Source organism: Helicobacter magdeburgensis (genome assembly GCF_000765825.2).
GTDB lineage: Bacteria > Campylobacterota > Campylobacteria > Campylobacterales > Helicobacteraceae > Helicobacter_C > Helicobacter_C magdeburgensis.
Genome location: NZ_JRPE02000005.1, coordinates 12,723 through 34,196, shown reverse-complemented (window position 1 = coordinate 34,196; position 21,474 = coordinate 12,723). Strand labels below are relative to the sequence as shown.

Genomic DNA, 21,474 nt, shown 5'->3' with positions numbered 1-21,474 from the left:
GTGTTACTTCTTAGATTCTTGTCTTTTGTGCCTGTGAAAATCTCTCTAGCGGATTAGAATCTCCACCTTGCCATTATTACCATTCACGCGGATTCTATCGCCATTTTTGAGAATCTGCATTACATTTGGCACAGCCATAACGGCGGGGATTTTCATCTCTCTAGCCGTAACCGCTCCGTGCGAGAGTGCGCCACCACTTTGGGTTACCACTGCTTTGGCATTATAAAAAAGCGGCGTCCAAGCGGGATTTGTGCTTTGGGCTATAAGAATGCTCTGTGGGATAAATTTACCAAAGTCTTCGCTCCCACGCACGATAAACACTTCCCCTTCTGCCACCCCAGCACTTGCTGGAATGCCTTGCAGAGTATCGCTAGATTCTATATGTGAGCGGTTATCTGCAGTAGAATCTAAGCAATCTTGTGTGGAATCTAGCTCCCATTTTGGCGTTTTAGCGGCATTTTCTAAATAGGTTTGTTTATTTTGAATGATATGGCTTTTGAGTTGTTCTTGTGAGATTTCGCCTTTGACAAAGGATTCTAGCGAGGCGATGTTAGCAAAAAATACATCAAAATTTTCACTCACAATACCTAAAGCCTTAAGCCGCTCACCTAAGGCATACACGCCTTTACGCACAATAGGGGTAAGTCGCGTTGTTTGATAATGCTCCTCATCATCTAAAATCGTATAAGTTTCAACAAGCTCTAAAAATTCATACAAAAACAGCTCAAGCTCCACGCTTTGGCTTCCCACAAGAGATAGAATCTGTTTTTTAGCTTGATATTTTTTTGCCACAATATCACTTGTTTTGGGCTGGGGTGAAGTGCTAAGAAGTTTAAGTGTATCAAGCACGACATTTGGGGCTTCACCCCAAGTGGGAATATAGGCGTCAAACTCCACTTCGCGATGTCCGTGATTGTGTAAAAATGTCTCTAAGCTTTGAGAAAATGCCCCAAAATCCCGCAATAGATTCTGCTCTATAATGCTTTTAGAATCTGTGCTATGGAGCAAATCATACAGACTTTGATTATTTTTTATCATACAGGCGAGTTTAAACAGCTCATCATTCACGAGGCTTGTTTTGGTGTTATCCGTGGTGGTAAGCAGTGTAAAAAGGCTTTGGGCGTTTGTGCTATCAATAAGCTTAAGCAGGGCAAATAGAATCTTATAGAGCATAGCTTGAGTAATGGAAATAGCGATATTTGGCTTAAAATACTCTGTGCCAACTCGCACGATTTGCCCTATAAACTCCCATACTTCTTGCAAACTTGCATTGCTTAAATCCTGTGCTTTTAATGCGCCTAGCTCTTGGAGATAGGTGGCTAAATCGCGATGCCATAGCTTTGGCAGGGCTTTTATAGATTCTAGCTTATTTGTGAGTGAGGGCAGGGCTTGTATGAGTGAATCTAAATCAGTAAAGGGCAGTGTATTTTGCCCCATATACAAGCTTACTGCATTTTGATTGCCATAAATATAGTTATCAAACATAGCAAACCACTTGCCCTGCATAGGCGGAAGCCCCAAAAGCTTAAAAGAATAATCAAGCGAGATGTGAAACGCCCTATCTACATAATCCCAAGTGAAAGGGCTTAATGCCTTTGGGTATCGCTCCGCAGACTCATCTCTGCTCCAACGCGGCGGGATAGTCGTAATGGGGCGAGATTGCAAAAGGTAGAGATTGTTATCTACAATCGCCCATTCTATATCTTGTGGAAAGCCATAAAATCGCTGTAAGGCAAGGTTGAGTGAAGCAACTTGCGTAATTTCTTTTTCACTTAGCACTGCTGTATCAGCAAAGGCAGAATCTATATGACGCTCTCTTGTGCCTTGCGTAGAATCTTGTGAATCTTTTAAATCCTGTGGGCTTTGGGGTGAAGCTTTATCCTGTGGAGCAATGCAATCTTGTGTGCAGTGTGTGGGAAAAATGCCTTTGGTTTTATGAGCAATATGGCTAGATTCTATTTTTTGCTCTAAGGTGTTAAAGCGATATTCATCAACATCAAACTCCCCACCTACGACACTTTCCCCTAAGCCATAATTGGCGTTAATCAGCACTTCATTAAGGTTGCAAGTAATGGGGTTTATAGAGAAGCTCACACCTGATTTTTGACTTGGCACCATTGTTTGCACCACTACCGCCATTAATGCGTCCTTATGGGAGAATCCAAGCTCACAGCGATACGCAATAGCACGGGTATGCCAGAGCGAGACAAAGCATTCTTTGATTTTTTGTGCGATTGTCTCTAGTCCAACGCAGTTTAAAAATGTATCGTGTGCTCCGGCAAATGCTCCGGCATTTAAATCTTCAAGTGTGGAAGAAGAGCGAACGCTAAAGGCTTGATGCGGGCTAAAGTGAGAGAGGGCAGATTCAAGCTCTTTGAGACAAGAGGGCGGCAGGGGAAGCGTGAGTAAATGCTCTTTGTATTGATTAGCTTTAGATTCCAAAAGGGCTAAGTCATTGTTTGGAAAAGATGGAATCTCATTGGCGTTTGATAAAAATGCTTCATAAGCTCTAGTAGTGATGATAAAGCCCTGTGGCACAGCAAATCCCGCTTGAAAGACTTTAGCTAGACTTGCCCCCTTGCCACCGCTTAGTGAAAGCTTTAAAGCGTCCTTGTCGCTAAAATGTAAAATATTCATTTTCTCCCCCTTGTGTTAAGATGTGTGCTAAGATAGAAAGGTAAAATACAAATAATGGCTAGAATGAATCCCGCAAGGCAGTCAATCGCATAATGATAATGCAGATAAATGGTAGAAATCCACAAAAACACGCTTGGCAAAAGCCAGATTCTAAACTGCGTGCGTGAAAAGGCGAAGTTATATAGCAGGATAAAGAGCGAGATTCCACAATGCAGACTTGGAAAGACATCAGTTAGGTTGCTGCCTAGCGTGTAATACTTAGCAAGGAGCGGGTAGAAAAAATAGCCTTGCGGAGCGGTTAGCTCATCTTGTAAAAAAGCGTAAGGACCGATAGCTGGGAGAAAAATATAGCCCAAAAAGCCAATAGCATATACGCTCATAATACCTATGAAAAACCTTGCTGAAGGCTTATAGAGCAGATAATAGATGAAAAAATACAGCAGTTCAAATAAAAAAAGCAAATAAAAAAAGCTAAAAAAATCATCAAGCAAAAGTGATAAGTGAGAATGCGAGTAGGAAAATAGGCTTTTGCCTAGATATTCCCCACAAAGCCAAGTGTCAAGCCCATAAAGCAGGGAATCTACCTTGCCTTGTGGGTTGATAAGTGGCGAAATATCCCTTAAGCTCACAAAAAGCACATTCATCAGCACAATATAGAATCCAAACCGCACGACAAAGGCTGTTATGCGTGTGTTGAGCAGCACAAGAAGCATAAGGGCGAGTATAAAAGACAAGCTTGTGCCTGTGTGGCTAGAATACACAAGCCTTGTAGCGATAATGCCAAGTAGGATAAACCACAGATATTCGTGGAGTAGCATTCTTTTAGGTTGAGCGAGTTTTGACATTTTGCTCCTTCAATATAAGCTTGATAAGTATTTCACAGACTTTACAGATTCTACTATTATACCAACCCAATGAGTTGTTTGGCTTTATCATAAGTAGCCTTGGCAATGGGGCGGATAGAATCTGCACTGCTATCAAGCACGCTTTGGATATAGGCTTTATCTTGGCTGATTTTGGCATAAGATTCTTGAATAGGACGCAAAGATTCTACCAACACTTCGGCAATGGCGGATTTAAGATGTCCATAGCCCTTACCTACAAATTCAGATTCTATATCGTGGCGGCTTTTTTGCGTGAAAATCTCATATATACACAAAAGATTATAAAGCCCTGTGCGACTTTCATCAAAGACAATTTCAGTTTGTGAATCTGTAATGGCTTTTTTGATTTTTCGTGTGATTATATCTGGGCTATCAAGCAGGAAAATTGCGTGATTTTCGCCTTTGGCGGATTTACTCATTTTAGAATGTGGGTCATCTAGCCCCATAATCCTAGCACCAACTTTAGGGATTATAGGCTCTGGAATCCTAAAGCACTCGCCGTATTCGCGGTTAAAGCGGATAGCGACATTACGCGTTAGCTCTAGGTGCTGTTTTTGGTCTTCGCCCACAGGCACATTATGGGCTTGATAGAGCAGAATATCCGCTGCCATAAGGGCTGGATAGTTAAACAAACCGACATTAATATTTTTTGGATTCTTGTTTGACTTATCCTTAAATTGCGTCATACGATTCATATCGCCCATAGGGATATGGCAGTCTAGAATCCACGCTAATGCCGGGTGCTCATCAATTTGACTTTGGATAAAAAGGCTTGATTTGCTTGTATCAATCCCACAGGCAAGTAAGATTCCAGCGAGTTCAAAGGTTTTTTGTTTCAATTCGGCAGGGTTTTGACGCGTGGTAATGGCGTGGGAATTGACAATACAAAAGATGTTTTCATACTCATCTTGTGAGCTTACCCATTGCTTGATTGCCCCTAGATAGTTGCCAAGGTGGATATTGCCAGTGGGCTGAATGCCTGAAAAAACGCGTTTTTTAGATTCTATCGTGTGAGATTCTCTCTGTGCTGTGTTAGTCATAAGATTCCTTAATGTTGTGAGATGATAAAGATTATCAAGGCGGTATTATAGCCTAAAATCTTAGCGTGAAAAGTTGTGTTTGTAGCAAAAAACTGCCTAAATTTTGGTAAAGTTTTTCTTTACAAAAATGTGTAGAATCTCCCCCTTTTTTCTTTATATAAAATTAAAATGTTTCAAAATGATACGCTTATTTAGCATTGCTGTGCTAGAATCCCCGCACAAAATCCAACAATGGAAGGAGATATAAAGATGCTTGAAATTAGATGGCATTCTCGTGCTGGGCAAGGTGCTGTAACAGGTGCGAAGGGTCTAGCCGATGTGATTGCAGGAACAGGCAAGGAAGTACAAGCATTTGCGTTTTATGGCTCTGCTAAACGCGGTGCGTCAATGACAGCTTATAACAGGATAGATTCTGAACCGATTTTAAATCACGAGAAATTTATGAATCCGGATTATATTTTGGTGATTGACCCGGGCTTGGTGTTTATCACAAATATTTGCTTGTATGATAAGCCTTCTACAAAATACATCATCACTACGCGTTTAAGCAAGGAAGAGCTTATAGAGAAAAAGCCAGAACTTGCGACAAAGGAGCTTTACACACTTGATTGTATTCAAATCTCTATTGATGCCATTGGTAAATCCGTGCCAAATGCACCTATGCTTGGGGCATTGATGAAAGTTTCAGGTATGCTTGAGATTGATTATTTTTTAGAATCTTTTTCAAAAGTGCTTGGCAAGAAGCTTCCCCAAAAGGTGATTGATGCAAATAAGGTGGCGATTAGGCGAGCTTATGAGGAAGTCAAATAACATAAAGGAGATTTTATGGAAAAGTTAAAAGATTGGGATCAATTTGAAATAGGCTCTGTGCTTTTTCCTTTTAAAAAGGGTGTAGATGGGGCGATGGAGCTTTATAAATGTGAGAGAACTTATAGTGGCGATAGCTCATTTACTGATAGTGTGGCACATTGGCGTGTGGAAAAGCCTGTGCATAATAGCGAGATTTGCATTAATTGCTTTAATTGCTGGGTATTTTGCCCTGATGCAGCGATTTTGACAAGCAACGATAAGCTTGCAGGGGTAGATTATGTGCATTGCAAGGGTTGTGGTGTTTGTGTAGATGTATGTCCTACAAATCCTAAGTCTTTGCTTATGTTTAATGATCACAAGGATAACGATGAGGCATTAAGAGAGTGGCCCCAAAAGCAACCTAAAAAGACAGAAGCATAGGAGGAGAATATGGCAAAAGTAATGGAAGTAAGAGATATTGAAGTATGGGATGGGAATATGGCTGCTTCCCAAGCGTTGCGTCAAGCTCAAATTGATGTCGTGGCAGCCTATCCTATCACGCCTTCAACACCTATTGTGCAAAATTATGGGAGTTTTGTGAGTAATGGCTATATTGATGGTGAGTTTGTAATGGTGGAATCTGAACACGCTGCGATGAGTGCGTGTGTGGGGGCTGCGGCTGCTGGTGGGCGTGTAGCCACAGCGACTAGCTCTCAAGGCTTTGCTTTGATGGTAGAAGTGCTCTATCAAGCTTCAGGTATGCGTTTGCCTATCGTGCTAAATCTAGTTAATCGCGCCTTAGCTGCACCGCTTAATGTTAATGGCGATCATTCTGATATGTATCTTAGCCGCGATACAGGCTGGATAAATCTCTGCACATACAATCCTCAAGAGGCGTATGACTTCAACCTTATGGCGTTTAAAATTGCTGAAGATATGCGTGTGAGAGTGCCGGTAATTGTAAATCAAGATGGCTTTATCTGCTCTCACACAGCACAATCTGTGCGACCTTTTAGCGATGAGGTGGCATATAAATTTATTGGCGAGTATGTTTCACATAATCCTATGCTGAATTTTTCTAATCCTATTACCTATGGTGCGCAAACTGAAGAAGATTGGCATTTTGAGCATAAGGCACAGCTACATAAGGGCATTATGGATTCGCATATTGTCATTAATGAAGTGTTTAGGGAGTTTGAAAAGCTAAGTGGGCGTAAGTATAGCCTTGTTGAGAGTTATTTCCTTGAAGATGCGGAGGTGGCGATTGTCGCACTTGGCACAAGTGTAGAATCTGCGCGTGTGGCGGCAAAAAAGGTGCGTGAGCAAAAGGGCATAAAAGCTGGTGTGCTATCTATCCGCTCTTTGCGTCCTTTTCCATTTAAAGAAGTTGGCGAAGCGATGAAGAATCTTAAAGCGGTGGCGTGTTTGGATAGAAGTTTGCCTGCTGGAACGCTTGGAATGTTGTTTAATGAATTTTCCGCAGCAGCCCTTTCAGCTGGGGCACACCCTATAATGTCAAACTATATCTATGGGCTTGGCGGACGCGATTTGACACAAGCACATTTAGAAGAGATTTTTACTGAGCTTAGTGCAAATGCGAAGGCTGGTAAGCTTACCCACCCACTTCAGCAAATGCTGGGCTTACGCGGACCTAAGATGAGCTTTTTTTAAAAGGAGAATGCAATGGTAAAAGAAGTCAAGAATCTAAAAGAATTTCAAAAATCATCAAAAAAATTTGAAGGTGCGCATTTACTTTGTCCGGGCTGTGCGCACGGAATGATTGTGCGTGAAGTGCTAAGTGCTGTTGATGGACCTATTATTTTAGGAAACTCAACAGGGTGCTTGGAAGTTTCAAGTGCGGTATATCCGCATACAAGCTGGGATGTGCCGTGGATTCACATAGGATTTGAGAATGGCTCTACGGCAGTAGCTGGAGCTGAAGCTATGTATAAGGCTTTGGCACGCAAGGGGCGATATACCGGTGAAAAGCCAAAATTTGTTGCTTTTGGTGGTGATGGGGCGACTTATGATATTGGGTTTCAATGGATTAGCGGTTGCTTTGAAAGAGGGCACGATATGACTTATATCTGCCTTGATAATGAAGTTTATGCGAATACCGGTGGGCAGAGAAGTGGCTCTACCCCGCTTGGTTCAAGCACTTCAACAACCCCTGCTGGAAGCTCAAGCTATGGCAAGAAAGAAAAGAAAAAAGACCTGCTTTTTATTATGGCAGCTCACGGCTCTCCGTATGTCGCTCAAGTCGCACCTAATAAGTGGAAAGATATGAATAAAAAAATTAAACGAGCTATTGACACAGAGGGTCCTACTTTTATTAATGCGATGAGTGCTTGCACCACAGAGTGGCGGTTTGAATCTAATAAGACGGTTGAAGTGAGTGATTTGGCTGTGGATTCTCTCGTGTTTCCTCTTTTTGAAATTGTTAATGGTGTGGAGCTTCATATTACATACCGCCCAAGAAATGTTATTCCTGTGCGTGATTATCTTGGCGCACAAGGGCGATTCAAACATCTTTTCAAACCTGAAAATGAGCATATCATCACACAACTCCAAAAAGATGTAGAAGCGCGTTGGGAATATCTCCAAAGACGCGAAGAAATCAACCCCAAATAATCCCTAATCCCTAATCTTTAGGATTGGGGAGATAAAAGTCTTAATCAAAGATTTATGCAATTTTAAATACAATTGCCGATTTTATTTTCCACTATTTCACTGCTAAGGATACAATAAATGTCAGAAAAATCCGAAAAAATAGGCAAAAAATCAAAAGAAGTTAATGCAGAACTAGAAAATCTTTTTAAAGAAGAGGATAGCGATTATATTACTTATGAGAAAATCGCACAGATTATGCTCAAAGCCCCCACAGCAGCACAAGTCAAAAAAATAAAAGATTTAAGTAAAAAGTATAAAAAACAACTTTTGAGCTCATCTGAAGTAGCAAAAATGCTCAATACCAAAGAGCAGATTCAACGCCAAGCTGATAGAAAGAAACTACTCAATGAGGAGCTTGAAGACGAATTTGATTTTATGAAAGACAAGGAGCTGTTAGAGTGGAGTAGAAGTGATAGCCCTGTAAGAATGTATCTGCGTGAAATGGGGCAGATTCCATTATTAACAAAAGAAGAGGAAGTAAGCTTAAGTAAAAATATAGAGCTAGGTGAGAATACTATACTTGACGCGATTTGCTCTGTGCCGTATTTGATTGATTTTATTTATGACTATAAAGATGCGTTGATTAATAGAGAGAGACGCGTAAAAGAGTTATTTAAAAGCTTTGATGATGAGGAAGAAGAGGGCGAAGAGGAAGAAGAGGAGTTTGATGCTGTTGAAGAGGAGGAGAACTCACGCAAGGCAAATTCCAAAAAAGATCAAAAGAGAATTGAAAAGGTAATGGAGAGTTTTAAAGCACTTGATAAGGCTAAGAAGGATTGGCTCAAAGTGCTTGAGACGCCCATTAGTGAAAGCGAAGATGAATTAGGGCATATTTTGTTGCTCTCCCACAAAAAGCATATTTTGAAAATGAAGCTTTTAGATTTGGGACCTACAAGTAAGCTTATTAATGAGCTTGTAAGAGCTATGGAGAATAGCTTAAAAAGTGGCGATGGCTTTGAGCGTGAATTAAAGCGTTTGGAATATAAACTGCCATTATTTAATGACACACTTGTGGAAAATCATCAAAAGATTCTTGCTAATATTACCGTGATGAGTCGCGATGAGATTGCCGCGATGGTGCCAGAGACGACTATGGTTAGCGTGTATATGGAGCTTAAGAAACTTTTTCAAACAAAAGAGGCAAGTGAGGGGGGGTTTAACCTAGAGCCAGAAAAGTTAAAAGAGATTTTAGAGCAAATCAAACGCGGAAAGTCCATTTCCGATAAAGCAAAAGCAAAAATGGCAAAGTCAAATCTCCGCCTTGTTGTGAGTATTGCCAAGCGTTATACAAATCGTGGGTTGCCTTTTTTGGACTTGATTCAGGAGGGGAATATTGGGCTTATGAAAGCTGTGGATAAGTTTGAGTATAAAAAGGGCTTTAAGTTTTCTACTTATGCGACTTGGTGGATTCGCCAAGCTATCTCTCGTGCCATAGCCGATCAGGCACGCACAATTAGAATCCCTATCCATATGATAGAAACGATCAATAGAATCCACAAGATTATGCGTAAGCATATACAGGAAACGGGCAAAGAGCCAGATATTGAGTATATTGCCAAAGAAGTGGGATTGCCTATTGATAAAGTCAAAAATGTGATTAAGATTACAAAAGAGCCAGTAAGCCTTGATGCGCCTATTGGGAGTGATGATGATGGGAAGTTTGGGGATTTTGTAGAGGATAAAAGCTCTGTTGGTCCTATGGACTATATCCTTAAAGAGGATTTGAAGGTGCAGATTGATGATGTGCTAGAACAGCTTAATGATAGGGAAAAGGCGGTTATCCGTATGCGTTTTGGACTGCTTGATGATGAGAGTGATAGGACATTAGAAGAGATCGGCAAGGAACTCAATGTTACCCGTGAGCGTGTGCGACAAATAGAATCTAGTGCGATTAAAAAGCTCAAACACCCAAAAGTGGGCAGAAAATTAAAGAATTATATTGAAGAATAGGTGTAGCTAGTAAGTAATGCTAAGAATTTTTGTGATTATGAGTTTGCTAGCGGCGGTAGCTTTTGGCTTCCCTAGGAAGCTAACACATACCAGGGCTATTAAGTGATAGTGGCACAATGAGCTATGATTCTCTCACATTTAGCGGGACTGATGATGTAGAAGAAGTGAGCTTTGGCGGAGAGGTGGAGCTTACCGGTGTGCTTGAGAAAGGCTATGAGGGCGAAATGGAGGGGAGTCAAATAAGCTTAAGATTCTATCCTGATAAGAATTTGGCACTACCATTTTTGTATTATAGTCTTATGGGTGTAGATGAGTTGAAGAAGATAGATTTCACAAAGCATAGGGAAAATAGATCCGTGCTTATCTTGAATGCTAGAGACTTGGCACTGCAAGGAGAGCTTGGGCTAGATAAAAAGATTTTTGGTGTCGTGGCAGCTAGGGCAAAAGTGCGGCTTAAGGATTATAGATTCTATGGTGAGGGCGATGCTGGACACGAGATTTATGCAAATATAGAACGTGTGGAGATTTTGAGCGGTATTTCTATCTCGTCTTTGGCTTATGAAGATTTAGGGTCTTTGCGTTTGAAATATAAATCTGCAGATAGCTATATCAACCTACGCCAATCCCCTAATGGCACAATCATCACGCAAATTAAGCGCGAGCGTGTAGCAAAGGATTTTGGTGGAGGGGCTAGTAACGAAGCTGGTGCGAGATTGTATTATGCGGGAGAGAGGCTATTTAGGAGTAAAGATAGTGCGCAAGATTCTGCTTGGCTTGGGGTGTTTTATTTCCCCAATGGCGCAAAAAGTCCAATATTTGGCTATATCCACGAATCGCAGGTGTTGTTTGCCTTTGGTGTTGATTAGGCGCATATTTTGACTGATTTGATACGCTTTTAGCCAATCTTTAGCAATTTGTGCTAGAATCCACGCTTTATTTTATACCAATCAAGGAGGTCATTATGGCTTTAGATACGGCGAAAAAAAAGGAAATCATTGCAAAATTTGCAAGAGATGGTAAGGATACGGGCTCAAGTGAAGTGCAAATCGCACTGCTTTCACAGAGAATTGCGGATTTGACAGAGCATTTGAAAGCAAATCCAAAAGATCATTCAAGCCGCTTAGGGCTTTTGAAGCTTGTAGGACAGAGAAAATCACTTCTAGCCTACCTTAAGAAAACACAATACACTCGCTATGCCAAACTCATCGGTGAGCTAAAACTCAAAGATAGATAATGTCTTAAGATTCTAACCTTGATTCTTAGGCTAGAATCTTTCTCCAAATCTTCCAAACACAAGCAGAATTAACATACAGCACATACCGCTAAAAATCACTTCCCCAAAGGAATTAAGTGCCTTGGTTTGTGATAGGATTAGAATCCCAAAACTCGCCCCGGTAGTTAAGGCTGAAAAAATAATAGCGTGGTTTGTGCGTGGGTTTTCTCCTTCTTTTATCGCATAGATTCCATAATCTACACTTACCACCACAAGGATAAGCAATGCAAAAAGGTGCATCATATTAAATTCACTATGACTTGCAATAACGCAAAGTGCCACGCTCAAAGGAAAAAGCACAAATCCCGCTGTGTGAAAAAAATCTTTTCTTAAACTAAGGGCTAGAGAGAGAAGCATAAGCCCTAGGGCAAGGCTCAAAACAAACATCATAGGCTTATAAATAGAATCTGCAAGATTATCCATAATGCTTTGCAAAGAGCGTGTTTCAAGCATAAGATCAGATTCTAGAATCTGCTTTTGCTCTTCTGTATTCCATAGCTTAAGGTTGCTATTTGAATTTGTTTTTAATGCTTCAAGGAGTGAAGTGGCGTGCTTTATCTGCTCTTGTGTCATATTTGCCAAAAGATAAAAATGCTTTTCTTGCGTTTCTCCCTGCTTTTTGTTAAAAGTTAGATTTAGCCCTTCGCTAAGAAGTCCTCGCACAAAGAGCATAAGCCCTTGAGGCTCTCTAGCTTGTAGCAAAACTTGTGGTGTATCGTTGTGAAGTCTTTCAAAAAATGCTTTTTGTTCAAGCATTTGCGTGTTGTGATAGTCAAGCTTAGAGAGATCAAAATCAAGCCTTGTATGCCAAGCGGCGTAAATAAAGCCAAGAAAGGCTAGGAGCAAAAACACAAAAGAGGGTATGCAAGGCTTTCTTAAATGACTAATAAAAGCAAAAAGCCTAGGGGGATTTAAGCCCAAATGCGGATAGATAAAAGCAAAACTCATATAAGCAATGCTTAAAGAAATCATCGCATACAAGGCAAGTTGAGCTAAAAGTGGAAAAGGGATAAACAAACACGCCCCAAAGCCTAGCATTGTGGTGATATAGCCATAAAACACAGCACGATTAAATATTGCTTTTTTCCCCGCATAAAGCCCAAAAAAGTGATGGTGCATCATATAGTCAATGGCAATATTTGAAATCCCCATACCAAAGCTTAATGCCATAATCGTAACCTTTGGATACACGCACAGCACGAGCAAAATGGCAATGATATTGGCAAGAATAAGTGTGCAAATGGTGTGAAAAGTCAAAAGTGGTATGCGGAGAATCACAAAATACAGCACAATAAATACAAGCGATGCAAAGCCTAAAAGAAAATTCACCTCTTGTAAAATTAAGCCTAGATTCTCCACTCGCATAAAATCAGTGGAAAAATATCGCATATCCGTATAGCTAGATTCTAACTCTTTGAAGCTTTGGAGTGTGCTTTTAAGCTCTGTATCCTCAAGGCTACGCAATTCCACAAGGGCGTAAAATTCATAGTCTTTGGCAAGAAGGGGTGAGCGTGAATCTTGTAAAATTTGTGGCGTTTGCGAAGTTTGGAATGTGTGCAATATAGGGGCAAAAATTTGAGTAAAATCTAAATCTACCTGTGAGTTTGAATCTGGGGTAAGGAGATATGAGCTAGGGTTGGTTAAAAAGTCATAGAGTTGTTGCTGCTGTGAGGGGCGGAATTGCAAGATGGAAGCGACATTGGGAATTTTTTCAACCTGTGAGAGAAGTGTCTCAAATCGCTTTTTTGAAGATTCATTAAATCCACGCAAAGCTAAGGGAATATATTTTGAGTTTGCAAAATGTCTGTGGGCTTCAATCAAGGCTCTGTTATCGTTATCTGGGAATAAATCAAGCACCTCTTGACTTATCCTAGAAGAATCTACAATCCATAAAAAAATGCCAAAAATACAGACAAAAAGTATCAGGTGTAGCGAGACAAATTTGTTCATTGTTAAGCCTTGGAATCTAAGAGAATGCAAAGTAAGTATTATAAAACCTTTGCTATAAGAGAAGGCTAAAGTTATGCGAGAAAAATGAAGAGATTATGCTGCCAAAAGCAGCTATGTGAAAGATTCAAAGCCCTTTCACATCGGCAAATTAGATTTTAAAAGGATTTTCAACCACCTTTTTTCTATCTACAATATATGGAATAAGTGCCATATGTCTTGCACGTTTGATAGCCACTTCCACACGCTCTTGCCATCTTTTTGTGTTGCCTGTCAAGCGTCTTGGCATAATCTTGTATCGCTCTGAAAGTGAATGCTTAAGCATCTCCACATCTTTGTAGTCAATAAACTCAAGCTTCGCTTCAGTGTATCGGCAGTATCGTTTTGAGTATTTTTTCTTTTCCATTGGGTCTCCTTTTAGAAATTATGAGAAATGACGCTTAAAATGGGAGGTCTTCATCGTCAATATTGATTTCAGGGATATTTTGAGAATAGCCTCCCGCTGCTTCTCTCCCACCGCCATAAGTTTGTGGCTGATTATAGCCTTGAGGATTGTATCCTGTATTTGGATTATTATATCCACCATTGTTTGTGGTGTTTGCAGGATTTGCGGAGTAGGCATTATTATATCCCCCTCCATTCTCGCTATAAGCTCCACTTTCGCCCATAGATTTAGAATCTAGCATTTGCATACTTTCAGCTGTGATAGTGTGTTTGCTTTTTTTAGCTCCACTTTGGTCAGTCCAAGATTCAAAGCTTAATCGCCCTTCAATGAGAATCTTGCTTCCTTTTCTTAGGTATTGATTTGCCACTTCTGCACTTCGCCCAAAAAGCTTCACATCAACAAAGCATACTTCTTCGCCCTGCGAACCATCTTGCTTTTTATATCTCCTATTGCTTGCCAATCCAATGGTCGCTAGAGCACTTCCGCTAGGCAAGTATCGTAGCTCTACATCTCGTGTGAGATTTCCCATCATAATTACCTTGTTATACATCTAGCGTCCTTTTGTGTATTAGGCTTGTGGAGTTTCCTGTGTGTCTGCCTTTGGGGTTTCCTCTTTTTTTGGCTTTGTAGCTTTTGCTTCAGGCTTATTATTTGCCTTATTGACAAGCGATTGCCACGCACTCTGCTCTTTTTTGCTCTCATACTTAATCACAATAAATCGCAAAATTTCTTCATTAATGCGGTAATTTCGCTCAAGCTCCAAAATCAAGCTAGGCTCTGCTTTGAAGTAGATAACAAAATAATATCCGCGTTTATTTTTTTTGATTTCATAAGCAAGATTCCGCATACCCATATCAAGGCAGGTTTCAATCTCGCCACCATTTTTTGTAATAACTTCTTTGAAAAAATCAATTCTTGCCTTGATTTCTTCTTCAACAAGTGTCGGTTTGAGAATAAACATCGTCTCGTAGAATTTCATTATGTCTCCTTTTGGTGTAACCGCCCTTTTGTAGCTTAAATGAGCCAAAAGAGCAAGGTATAGGGGGCGGATTTTAGCGTATCAATTCTTGAATTTTGATTAAAGCACCCATAGATTGCTTAGATTTGCCCTTGCTGACTTCATATCGCCAGAGTGAAAGTAACTCAAAAATGTGAATATATTCTGTCTCTTTAAAGCGTATGCAGTAGCGTGATAAACGCTCAATAATGTGTGTTGGGGGATTGTAGCCTAGAATCTCCCTTGCATTGATACTCCCATAGCTCTTTGCGTAAGCAAAAAATAAAAAAAGTTGGTAAAAAAATCGCTGAATCTCCCCAATCATCATTATTTCATTCACACCCTCTTCATAAATATTTTGCAATATATGAATAAAGGGCTTTTTATCCATAACCGCACAGCACAGCTCCTCTATGCTAAAGCTCCCTACACCATCGCATAATAGATTAACTTCACTCATATCAATGCTTTTTCCCGCATAAATGCTAAATTTCTCTAGCTCATTCAGGCTTAAAGCAATGTCATTATTTTGTATATTTAGAATTTGAGTTAAGATTCTATCATCAATCTTTAGTCCAAGCTCTTTGCTTCTTTCCTGTAAAAAGCCTATACATTCTCTCATATTTGACTCAAAAAATCGCACTTCAACAACGCTATTTTTTGGCATTTTAGGGTGATGAAAATACCCCGCAATACCCTTGCAATCACGCATATAATCGCCACTAGACTTATTTTGTGCTTGATAATATTCTACAATCAAGGCATTATGTGTATTAGCACTCAAAGAGTGTAAAAAGAGTTCAACATCCGCCTTGCTAAGTTTGTGATGAATCTTTAGCACCACAAGGGAGCTTGTGCCAAAAAGTGAGCCTTGTGAAAGCAAAGTATTGACGCTGACATTATTATATTCATCAAAATAAAAGGTTGTTTTTTCTTCACTCTTTAAGCTTTGAGCGATTTTCTTACCATAATAGCCCACCATAAAGCTATCTCCATATAAAAAACTCGCACGAGGTGGATTTTCTTTTAATAGTGTGTCAAGTTGGGCTTTATTCATTTTTTTCCTTTGTGCGATTTTTTGCCACATTTTTGAGATGTGTTTTGCGACATAAGTTCTTGTGTTTGTGAATCTAGCACCTTTGCATAAACGCTCATAGTGAGCAAATCCACTTCCATAATCTCCACTTCCACCACGCTAAAACGAGGCACAAATCTATCAAGCGTGATTTTCACTTGCGGAATGACATTAAGAGCCACACCTTCTCCTTCATCTCTGCTGACTAGAATCTCGCATCTAAGCCCTTTATCTAGTAGTCTTTTAGCATATCGCAACATCTTAAAATGATAAAAATACGATTCAATCTGGGCTATTTGCTTTTCTTTCAGGTTGAGTTCGTGGGTAATGGCATTGCAAGATTCAAGCAAAAATGGCAGATTTTTATCTTTATGTAAAATTGCTTTTAGGATTCTATGCACAATAAGATCACTATATCGGCGGATAGGCGAAGTAAAATGCGTGTAAGATTCAAATCCTAAACCAAAATGTGCTAAAGGCTTTGAGCTATAAGTCGCTTTGCTTAGAGATTTAATGATAAGCCCATCTATTATTGCTCTTTGATTGTTATTTTGAGATATTTTGGCTTTATCTTTTTTGTCCGCTTGAGCTTGAATCTGCGTAATTAGCGTATGTATATCTTGTGTCCTTGGCACTTCATAGCCCATAGATTCTAAATCCCACCTTAGTTCATCTATTCGCTCTAGCTTTGGCGGAGGGTGGATTCTAAAAATACCTGAATCTAGCATTTTAGCACTCTCCACATTAGCTAAAAGCATAGATTCTTCAATAATGCTATGGGCTAAACTTTGAGTGCTTTGCTGCCACGAGAGAATTTCCATAGATTCATTAAGCTTTAATTTTATCTCTTCACTTTTAAAATCAAAGCCCACATTTAAGCGGTTTTTTCTGCACTTTTTCACAAATGGCACATAGGCTTTGAGCCATTGCGTAATAGAATCGGGCAGTTGCGTGGATTTAGCGGACTTATTTTGTAAAAAAGATTCTATTTCTTCATAGCTGACATTAGCGTGAGATTGTATAAGGGCTTCAAAAAGCTTGCTTTTTTTCACTTCTGCTTTTGTGTTTAAGCTTATTTCCCACACCATTGCTAAACGCAATCCATTTTGCTTTAAAGAACAGATTCCACTGCTTAGGGCAAAGGGAAGCATAGGCAAAACTTTGTGTGGAAAATACAGGCTAAAGCCTCTTTTTTTAGCCTCCTTATCAAGCTCACTATTAAAGCTCACATACTCGCTGACATCGGCTATTGCCACATAGAGTGTGCGGGATTTTACATCAAAATAAATCGCATCATCGTGGTCTTTTGCATCAATGGGATCTATCACACAAAAGGGCAAATGGCTTAAATCTACACGATTGGGATACATAGCCTTATGCACTTCATCGCCAAAAGACAAGGCAAACTCATTAGAGCTAGGGCTAAAGTCATAGGTGCGATTATAAGTGCTTAGGGCGATTTTTTCATCAATATTTGCATCTTCTAGCACACCAAAGACTTCAACTATATTGCCACTTGCCACTTCCACTTTTATGACGCAATGCTTTGGCAGGGCTTTGAGTGATTTTTGTGAGAGTTTTAGCTCAAGGTAACGCCCCTTTTTGCCCCTAGATTCTAACTCTAGGGCAAGAATCTGCCCCTTTTTCATTACAAGCACGGCAATAGTGTAGGGCTTTGTGGCGTATAAAAGCGTGATAAGATTTGCTTTTTGCTTTGCTTTGCTTTTTTGCCCTTTTTGCTTTGCCTTGCCCCTTTTAGCTAGGATAATATCGCCCTTTTTGAGTTTATAAAATTTACCTTTTTCAAGCACAAAATCCGCAGAATCTGTGTTTTTAAAGCTTTTAAGAAAAACCTTGCCACTTTGTGAAATATCCACACTGCCGATGACAAAATCACTTTTAAGCTTATGGATATTCCCTTGTGTTTCAAGGACATTGTATTCTTGTAGTTTTGTAAAGGCATTATGGAATGATCTTGGAATCTGCTTTGTGCCATTGGCGATAAGTGCGTAAAAATAAATCATTCTTTTATCCTTTGAGTTTTGCCTTTAAGCCCTACTTTTTTCATTCTATTCCGCCATTAGATTCTATTTTTTTCCCGCCATAATCTTAGAATCTCGCCTAAAGTCTTTGGCTCAAAGCCCAAACGCTCACAGCTCACATTAAAGCAAAAGGAATAATTGGTATCGCGTGAATGGATATGTCCGTGGATATTTAAGCTACAATCTGCTAGGGCAAAAAGCGTATCTAGGCTTTCTCTACTCTTAGCAAACCTATCGTGTGCCTTGCGGTGAAATACCGGAAAATGCGAAAACATAATCCGCTCTCCACCACAATCAGCAATAATGGCATTGAGATATACATCATCTTTTATCATCATCTTGCCGTATTTTTCATAGAGTTTTTTGCGTATTGCCTTAGCATTTGGAATCTGCAAATTTAAGCCCCTTTGCACCTGCCAACTTTTAAGTGTTTTAAGCTTGGTAAAACGCGTAACGTCATTATTGCCGACAAGGAGCTGTTTTTTACCCAGCAGTTCTTTTAAGTAGTGAAACCCACCCGGATAACACAAATCCCCCAAATGTAAGATTCTATCCTTTTTCCCCACCGCCTTATTCCATAAATCCCTATGAAACGCATAAAAATCATCATAGCCATTTGCCCTAGCACTTTTTAGGCGTGAAGGCTCTCTTTGCAACACTGCTTTATGTCCAAAGTGGCTATCGGAGATAAGAAAAGTATTTTCATTAATGATAAAATCCATACCCTTATCCTTACGGGATTGGCTCTAAAAGTCGCTTTGCTACATAGCCTTGTATCTCTCTTCTGCCACTTTGAGATTCAAAGATGTAATAAATTTTCGCCCATTGTGTATTATCCTTATCCTTTTCAAAGGATAGAATCTGCATTTTTCGTCCCTTTGGTGCTTTAGCGATGATGATAGAATCTGTGCTGGGCTTTGCCCTTATCATAGCGGTATTGACGATAACTTTTGCATAAGATTCTGTCTTTTTTTGTGGCAGATTTGGCGTGGAATCTTGCTCTTTATTTTGTGGCGTTTTTGGGGCTTTTTGTGGTGTAGATTCTATGTTTTGGGCTTGGCTTTGCTCTTGTGGGGGCAAAAGCGTGTTGCTTAGAGCTTGGCTTATCACATAGCCCTGTAATGTTTGCGTGGGCTTTGTTTGTGGAATAGAATCTACTGAAACTTTGCTCCATTTGCCTACTTGCTGCAAAACTTTTACCTGTGTATATTTTGGCAATTTGGCGATGATGGCAGAATTTGTGCTAGGCTTTGTTCTTAAATTTAGCCCGAGATTTGATTTGACAGCAAGTATTGTGGGGGCTGTGTTTGTAGATTCAGATTCTGTGGGTTTTGGCTTAGGTTTTAAAGTCGCTTGTGAATCTGTTGTTTTTGAATCCGTTGTCTTTGCTTGGGTTTGTTTTGAATCTGCAATTTTTGCTGTTTGCGTGGCTTTAGCAGTTTTGGAATGCACTGCTGGAGTATAAAGCACTTGCTGAAAGGTTGAAACTCTTTTCTCTCTAGGCTTGGCAAAAGAGATGATAATCATACCGCTAAAGGCATTATTGCGGTAAAACTCCGCACGAAAATGTGAAGCATTGGTATCAAGGCTATATTGGGGTTTAAAGTCTTTTTTGTAGATTGTTACACCGCTTTCATTAGGCAGGGGATTATTATCATTAGGCAAGACATAGCCGATAACATTTACTCTATGATTGGCTAAAGGCTCAAACTCAACACTTTGCTTAGCATAGACTATTGAGCCTATCGGCACGGATTGTAGCTCTCCATCAACCTTGATTTTGACATTTTGAAGCGAATGCTCAAACTCATACCATTGCGGAGAAAGTGTGCTAAGTTTGCGTGAGCCATAGTGTAAATTGAGCTTGCCATTTTTGTTTGGCACTATACCGAGCAGATGACTTTGGCTTTCAATCTTTAGCTGTTTTAGGTTGCCCTGCTTTGGCAGGGGAAAATAGGTCAGTGAAGGACGCAAAGAATCTAGGGGCAAAAAGATAGAATCTTCAATCTTTGCGTATAAAGATTCTGTGTTAAGCAGTGTTTTAATCGTAGCGACATTCAGCTCAAAATCCCGCTCAAAAGTAATGCCTAACTGCCCTAGTAAAGATTCAATAGCTAAAAGATGATAAAACACACGCGTTGGCACATCAAGCTCTTTGCTTGTCTCATTTGTAAGGGCGGGTTTATTTAAAGAGAGTGAAAAGAAAGTGAGAGCTTTGAGTTGCTCAACATCATTTTTGGCTTTTGTTTGGGTATTATGCACGTGGAAGCGATGAATGGGATTTAAAATCCGCAGATTAATATCAGCCACCATTTGAGCCACAAAAGATTCTAATTCTCCATATTTTCCATCAATGCGTATTTGATCCACAACCGAGCAGTTGCCCCATTTATGTGGATTCAAAAGATTGCTTTGATAAGTAGGACGCCAATACCCACTCCCATCGTGCAAGTGCATAGAGATGTCAATTTCCGGGTTGGCAAGGAGCTTTTTGATGTTTTGGATACTCTCATAATCTGGGTCATTTTGGCTCAAAGCGGCAAACTTGCGATTCATATCGCCATATACGCCACGCATATTGGCAAACATTCCGTGCGGATTCACCACAGGCACAACCCACACACTCCCCTTTGTTATCTTATAATGTCGCAAAAATAAATCTGTGGAATAATACGCCCCGGGCTCATCGCCGTGAATCCCACCCATAAGCAATAAGGTCGGTGCATTTTTATCGCCTTCATTTAATTTATAAAGCTCAAAATCCCGCACGAGATTTTCCGCATAAAGCAGATGTGTAAGGGCATTGAAAGTAAGAAAAAAAGCAAGGATAAAACGCATTACTGCCCTTTTGCCTTTGTGATTCTATGCTCCCTTTCACTCTCCATTTCTTTATACAGCAAGGCACAGGATTTAGTGAGTTCTCTAATTTGCAAAATGTAGTTTTGCCTTTGAGCTACCGAGATGGCTTTTCTTGCATCAAGGACATTAAAGCAATGGCTTGCAAGCATTGTGTAGTCATAGGCTACAAGGGGGATTTTCTGCTCCAAGCAGTTTTTGACTTCATTAGCGTATTGATTAAAAATGCTAAAAAGCATTTGCGTATCTGCCACTTCAAAGTGATATTTTGAAAACTCATATTCCCCTTGCAAATGCACATCGGCATAGAGCATTGGCGGATTAGTATTCCACACAATGTCAAAAATATTTTCCTTGCCTTGAATATACATTGCTAGTCTTTCCACACCATAGGTAATCTCCACTGCCACAGGGCGACAGGGGATACCGCCCACTTGCTGAAAATATGTAAATTGCGTTACTTCCATACCATCTAGCCATACTTCCCAGCCTAGCCCCCACGCTCCAAGTGTTGGGGATTCCCAATTATCTTCTACAAAACGCACATCGTGAGCCTTTATATCTAGTCCCAAAGATTCAAGACTATGTAAATACAGCTCTTGTATATTATCGGGGCTAGGCTTTATAAGCACTTGAAATTGATAGTAGCTCCCTAGGCGGTTGGGATTTTCCCCATAGCGTCCATCTGTGGGGCGGCGAGATGGGGCGACATAGGCTACACTCCACGGCTTTGAATCTAGGCTTCTTAATAAAGTAGCAGGGTGGAATGTCCCAGCTCCTGCGGGAATATCATAGGGTTGCACGATAAGGCAGCCTTGATTTTTCCAAAACTCCTGCAATTGTAATAAAATATCTGAAAAACTAAGCAT

At 40.1% G+C, this 21,474-nt stretch carries 19 protein-coding genes; 7 read left to right on the top strand and 12 right to left on the bottom strand.

Features of this window, described 5'->3' with window-relative positions; genetic code table 11:
- Positions 1-45: 45 nt before the first annotated feature.
- From LS74_RS04440 to trpS, 3 genes are read right to left on the bottom strand one after another with little or no spacing between them, the layout of a single operon-like run.
- Positions 46-2,637 carry a PEP/pyruvate-binding domain-containing protein gene (locus LS74_RS04440; RefSeq protein WP_034589302.1) on the bottom strand — a complete coding sequence of 864 codons (2,592 nt, stop codon included), beginning with the start codon at positions 2,635-2,637 and terminating at the stop codon, positions 46-48.
- Complete coding sequence (locus LS74_RS04435) at positions 2,634-3,482, bottom strand: phosphatase PAP2 family protein (protein WP_138128846.1); 849 nt, start codon at positions 3,480-3,482, stop codon at positions 2,634-2,636. The genes LS74_RS04440 and LS74_RS04435 overlap by 4 nt, the downstream gene beginning before the upstream one ends.
- A gap of 56 nt (positions 3,483-3,538) precedes the next feature.
- Positions 3,539-4,561, bottom strand: a complete 1,023-nt coding sequence (gene trpS, locus LS74_RS04430; protein WP_034589384.1) for a tryptophan--tRNA ligase — start codon at positions 4,559-4,561, stop codon at positions 3,539-3,541.
- Between the two features lie 249 nt (positions 4,562-4,810).
- Here trpS and LS74_RS04425 point away from each other — a divergent pair, with 249 nt between their 5' ends.
- The 7 genes from LS74_RS04425 (at position 4,811) to rpsO (ending at position 11,204) form a co-directional block, all read left to right on the top strand.
- A complete protein-coding gene (locus LS74_RS04425) occupies positions 4,811-5,371 on the top strand; it encodes a pyruvate flavodoxin oxidoreductase subunit gamma (protein ID WP_034589386.1) in 561 nt (186 codons plus the stop codon).
- Positions 5,372-5,386: 15 nt separating this feature from the next.
- Complete coding sequence (locus tag LS74_RS04420) at positions 5,387-5,791, top strand: 4Fe-4S dicluster domain-containing protein (RefSeq protein ID WP_002957114.1); 405 nt, start codon at positions 5,387-5,389, stop codon at positions 5,789-5,791.
- Positions 5,792-5,800: 9 nt separating this feature from the next.
- Complete coding sequence (locus LS74_RS04415) at positions 5,801-7,021, top strand: 2-oxoacid:ferredoxin oxidoreductase subunit alpha (RefSeq protein WP_034587976.1); 1,221 nt, start codon at positions 5,801-5,803, stop codon at positions 7,019-7,021.
- Positions 7,022-7,033: 12 nt separating this feature from the next.
- Entirely contained in the window at positions 7,034-7,981 is a 948-nt protein-coding gene (locus LS74_RS04410) for a thiamine pyrophosphate-dependent enzyme (protein WP_034587973.1), read from the top strand.
- A 117-nt stretch (positions 7,982-8,098) separates the two neighbouring features.
- Entirely contained in the window at positions 8,099-9,970 is a 1,872-nt protein-coding gene (gene rpoD, locus LS74_RS04405) for an RNA polymerase sigma factor RpoD (RefSeq protein ID WP_034587971.1), read from the top strand.
- A 116-nt stretch (positions 9,971-10,086) separates the two neighbouring features.
- Positions 10,087-10,836, top strand: a complete 750-nt coding sequence (locus LS74_RS04400; protein WP_034587969.1) for a hypothetical protein — start codon at positions 10,087-10,089, stop codon at positions 10,834-10,836.
- A 95-nt stretch (positions 10,837-10,931) separates the two neighbouring features.
- Positions 10,932-11,204: a 30S ribosomal protein S15 gene (gene rpsO, locus LS74_RS04395; RefSeq protein WP_034587966.1), complete on the top strand. Its 273-nt coding sequence runs from the start codon at positions 10,932-10,934 to the stop codon at positions 11,202-11,204.
- Between the two features lie 30 nt (positions 11,205-11,234).
- On the opposite strand, the gene LS74_RS04390 is transcribed toward rpsO, so the two are convergent.
- The 9 genes from LS74_RS04390 to glyQ all read right to left on the bottom strand — a co-directional run bounded on the left by LS74_RS04390 (position 11,235) and on the right by glyQ (position 21,474).
- On the bottom strand, positions 11,235-13,193 hold the full coding sequence (locus LS74_RS04390; protein ID WP_034587963.1) for an MMPL family transporter: 1,959 nt from the start codon (positions 13,191-13,193) through the stop codon (positions 11,235-11,237).
- 148 nt (positions 13,194-13,341) lie between these two features.
- Positions 13,342-13,596, bottom strand: coding sequence for a 30S ribosomal protein S18 (gene rpsR / locus LS74_RS04385; RefSeq protein ID WP_034587961.1), 255 nt, complete (start codon positions 13,594-13,596; stop codon positions 13,342-13,344).
- Positions 13,597-13,630: 34 nt separating this feature from the next.
- Entirely contained in the window at positions 13,631-14,185 is a 555-nt protein-coding gene (locus LS74_RS04380; RefSeq protein ID WP_138128844.1) for a single-stranded DNA-binding protein, read from the bottom strand.
- 18 nt (positions 14,186-14,203) lie between these two features.
- Positions 14,204-14,614, bottom strand: a complete 411-nt coding sequence (gene rpsF / locus LS74_RS04375; protein WP_138128842.1) for a 30S ribosomal protein S6 — start codon at positions 14,612-14,614, stop codon at positions 14,204-14,206.
- Between the two features lie 73 nt (positions 14,615-14,687).
- Entirely contained in the window at positions 14,688-15,689 is a 1,002-nt protein-coding gene (holA, locus tag LS74_RS04370) for a DNA polymerase III subunit delta (RefSeq protein ID WP_034585848.1), read from the bottom strand.
- Positions 15,686-17,731 carry an RNB domain-containing ribonuclease gene (locus tag LS74_RS04365; RefSeq protein WP_034585845.1) on the bottom strand — a complete coding sequence of 682 codons (2,046 nt, stop codon included), beginning with the start codon at positions 17,729-17,731 and terminating at the stop codon, positions 15,686-15,688. The genes holA and LS74_RS04365 overlap by 4 nt, the downstream gene beginning before the upstream one ends.
- A gap of 56 nt (positions 17,732-17,787) precedes the next feature.
- Positions 17,788-18,471: a metallophosphoesterase gene (locus LS74_RS04360; protein ID WP_034585841.1), complete on the bottom strand. Its 684-nt coding sequence runs from the start codon at positions 18,469-18,471 to the stop codon at positions 17,788-17,790.
- A gap of 10 nt (positions 18,472-18,481) precedes the next feature.
- Complete coding sequence (locus LS74_RS04355; RefSeq protein WP_034585837.1) at positions 18,482-20,587, bottom strand: M99 family carboxypeptidase catalytic domain-containing protein; 2,106 nt, start codon at positions 20,585-20,587, stop codon at positions 18,482-18,484.
- Positions 20,587-21,474, bottom strand: a complete 888-nt coding sequence (gene glyQ / locus LS74_RS04350; RefSeq protein WP_034585834.1) for a glycine--tRNA ligase subunit alpha — start codon at positions 21,472-21,474, stop codon at positions 20,587-20,589. The genes LS74_RS04355 and glyQ overlap by 1 nt, the downstream gene beginning before the upstream one ends.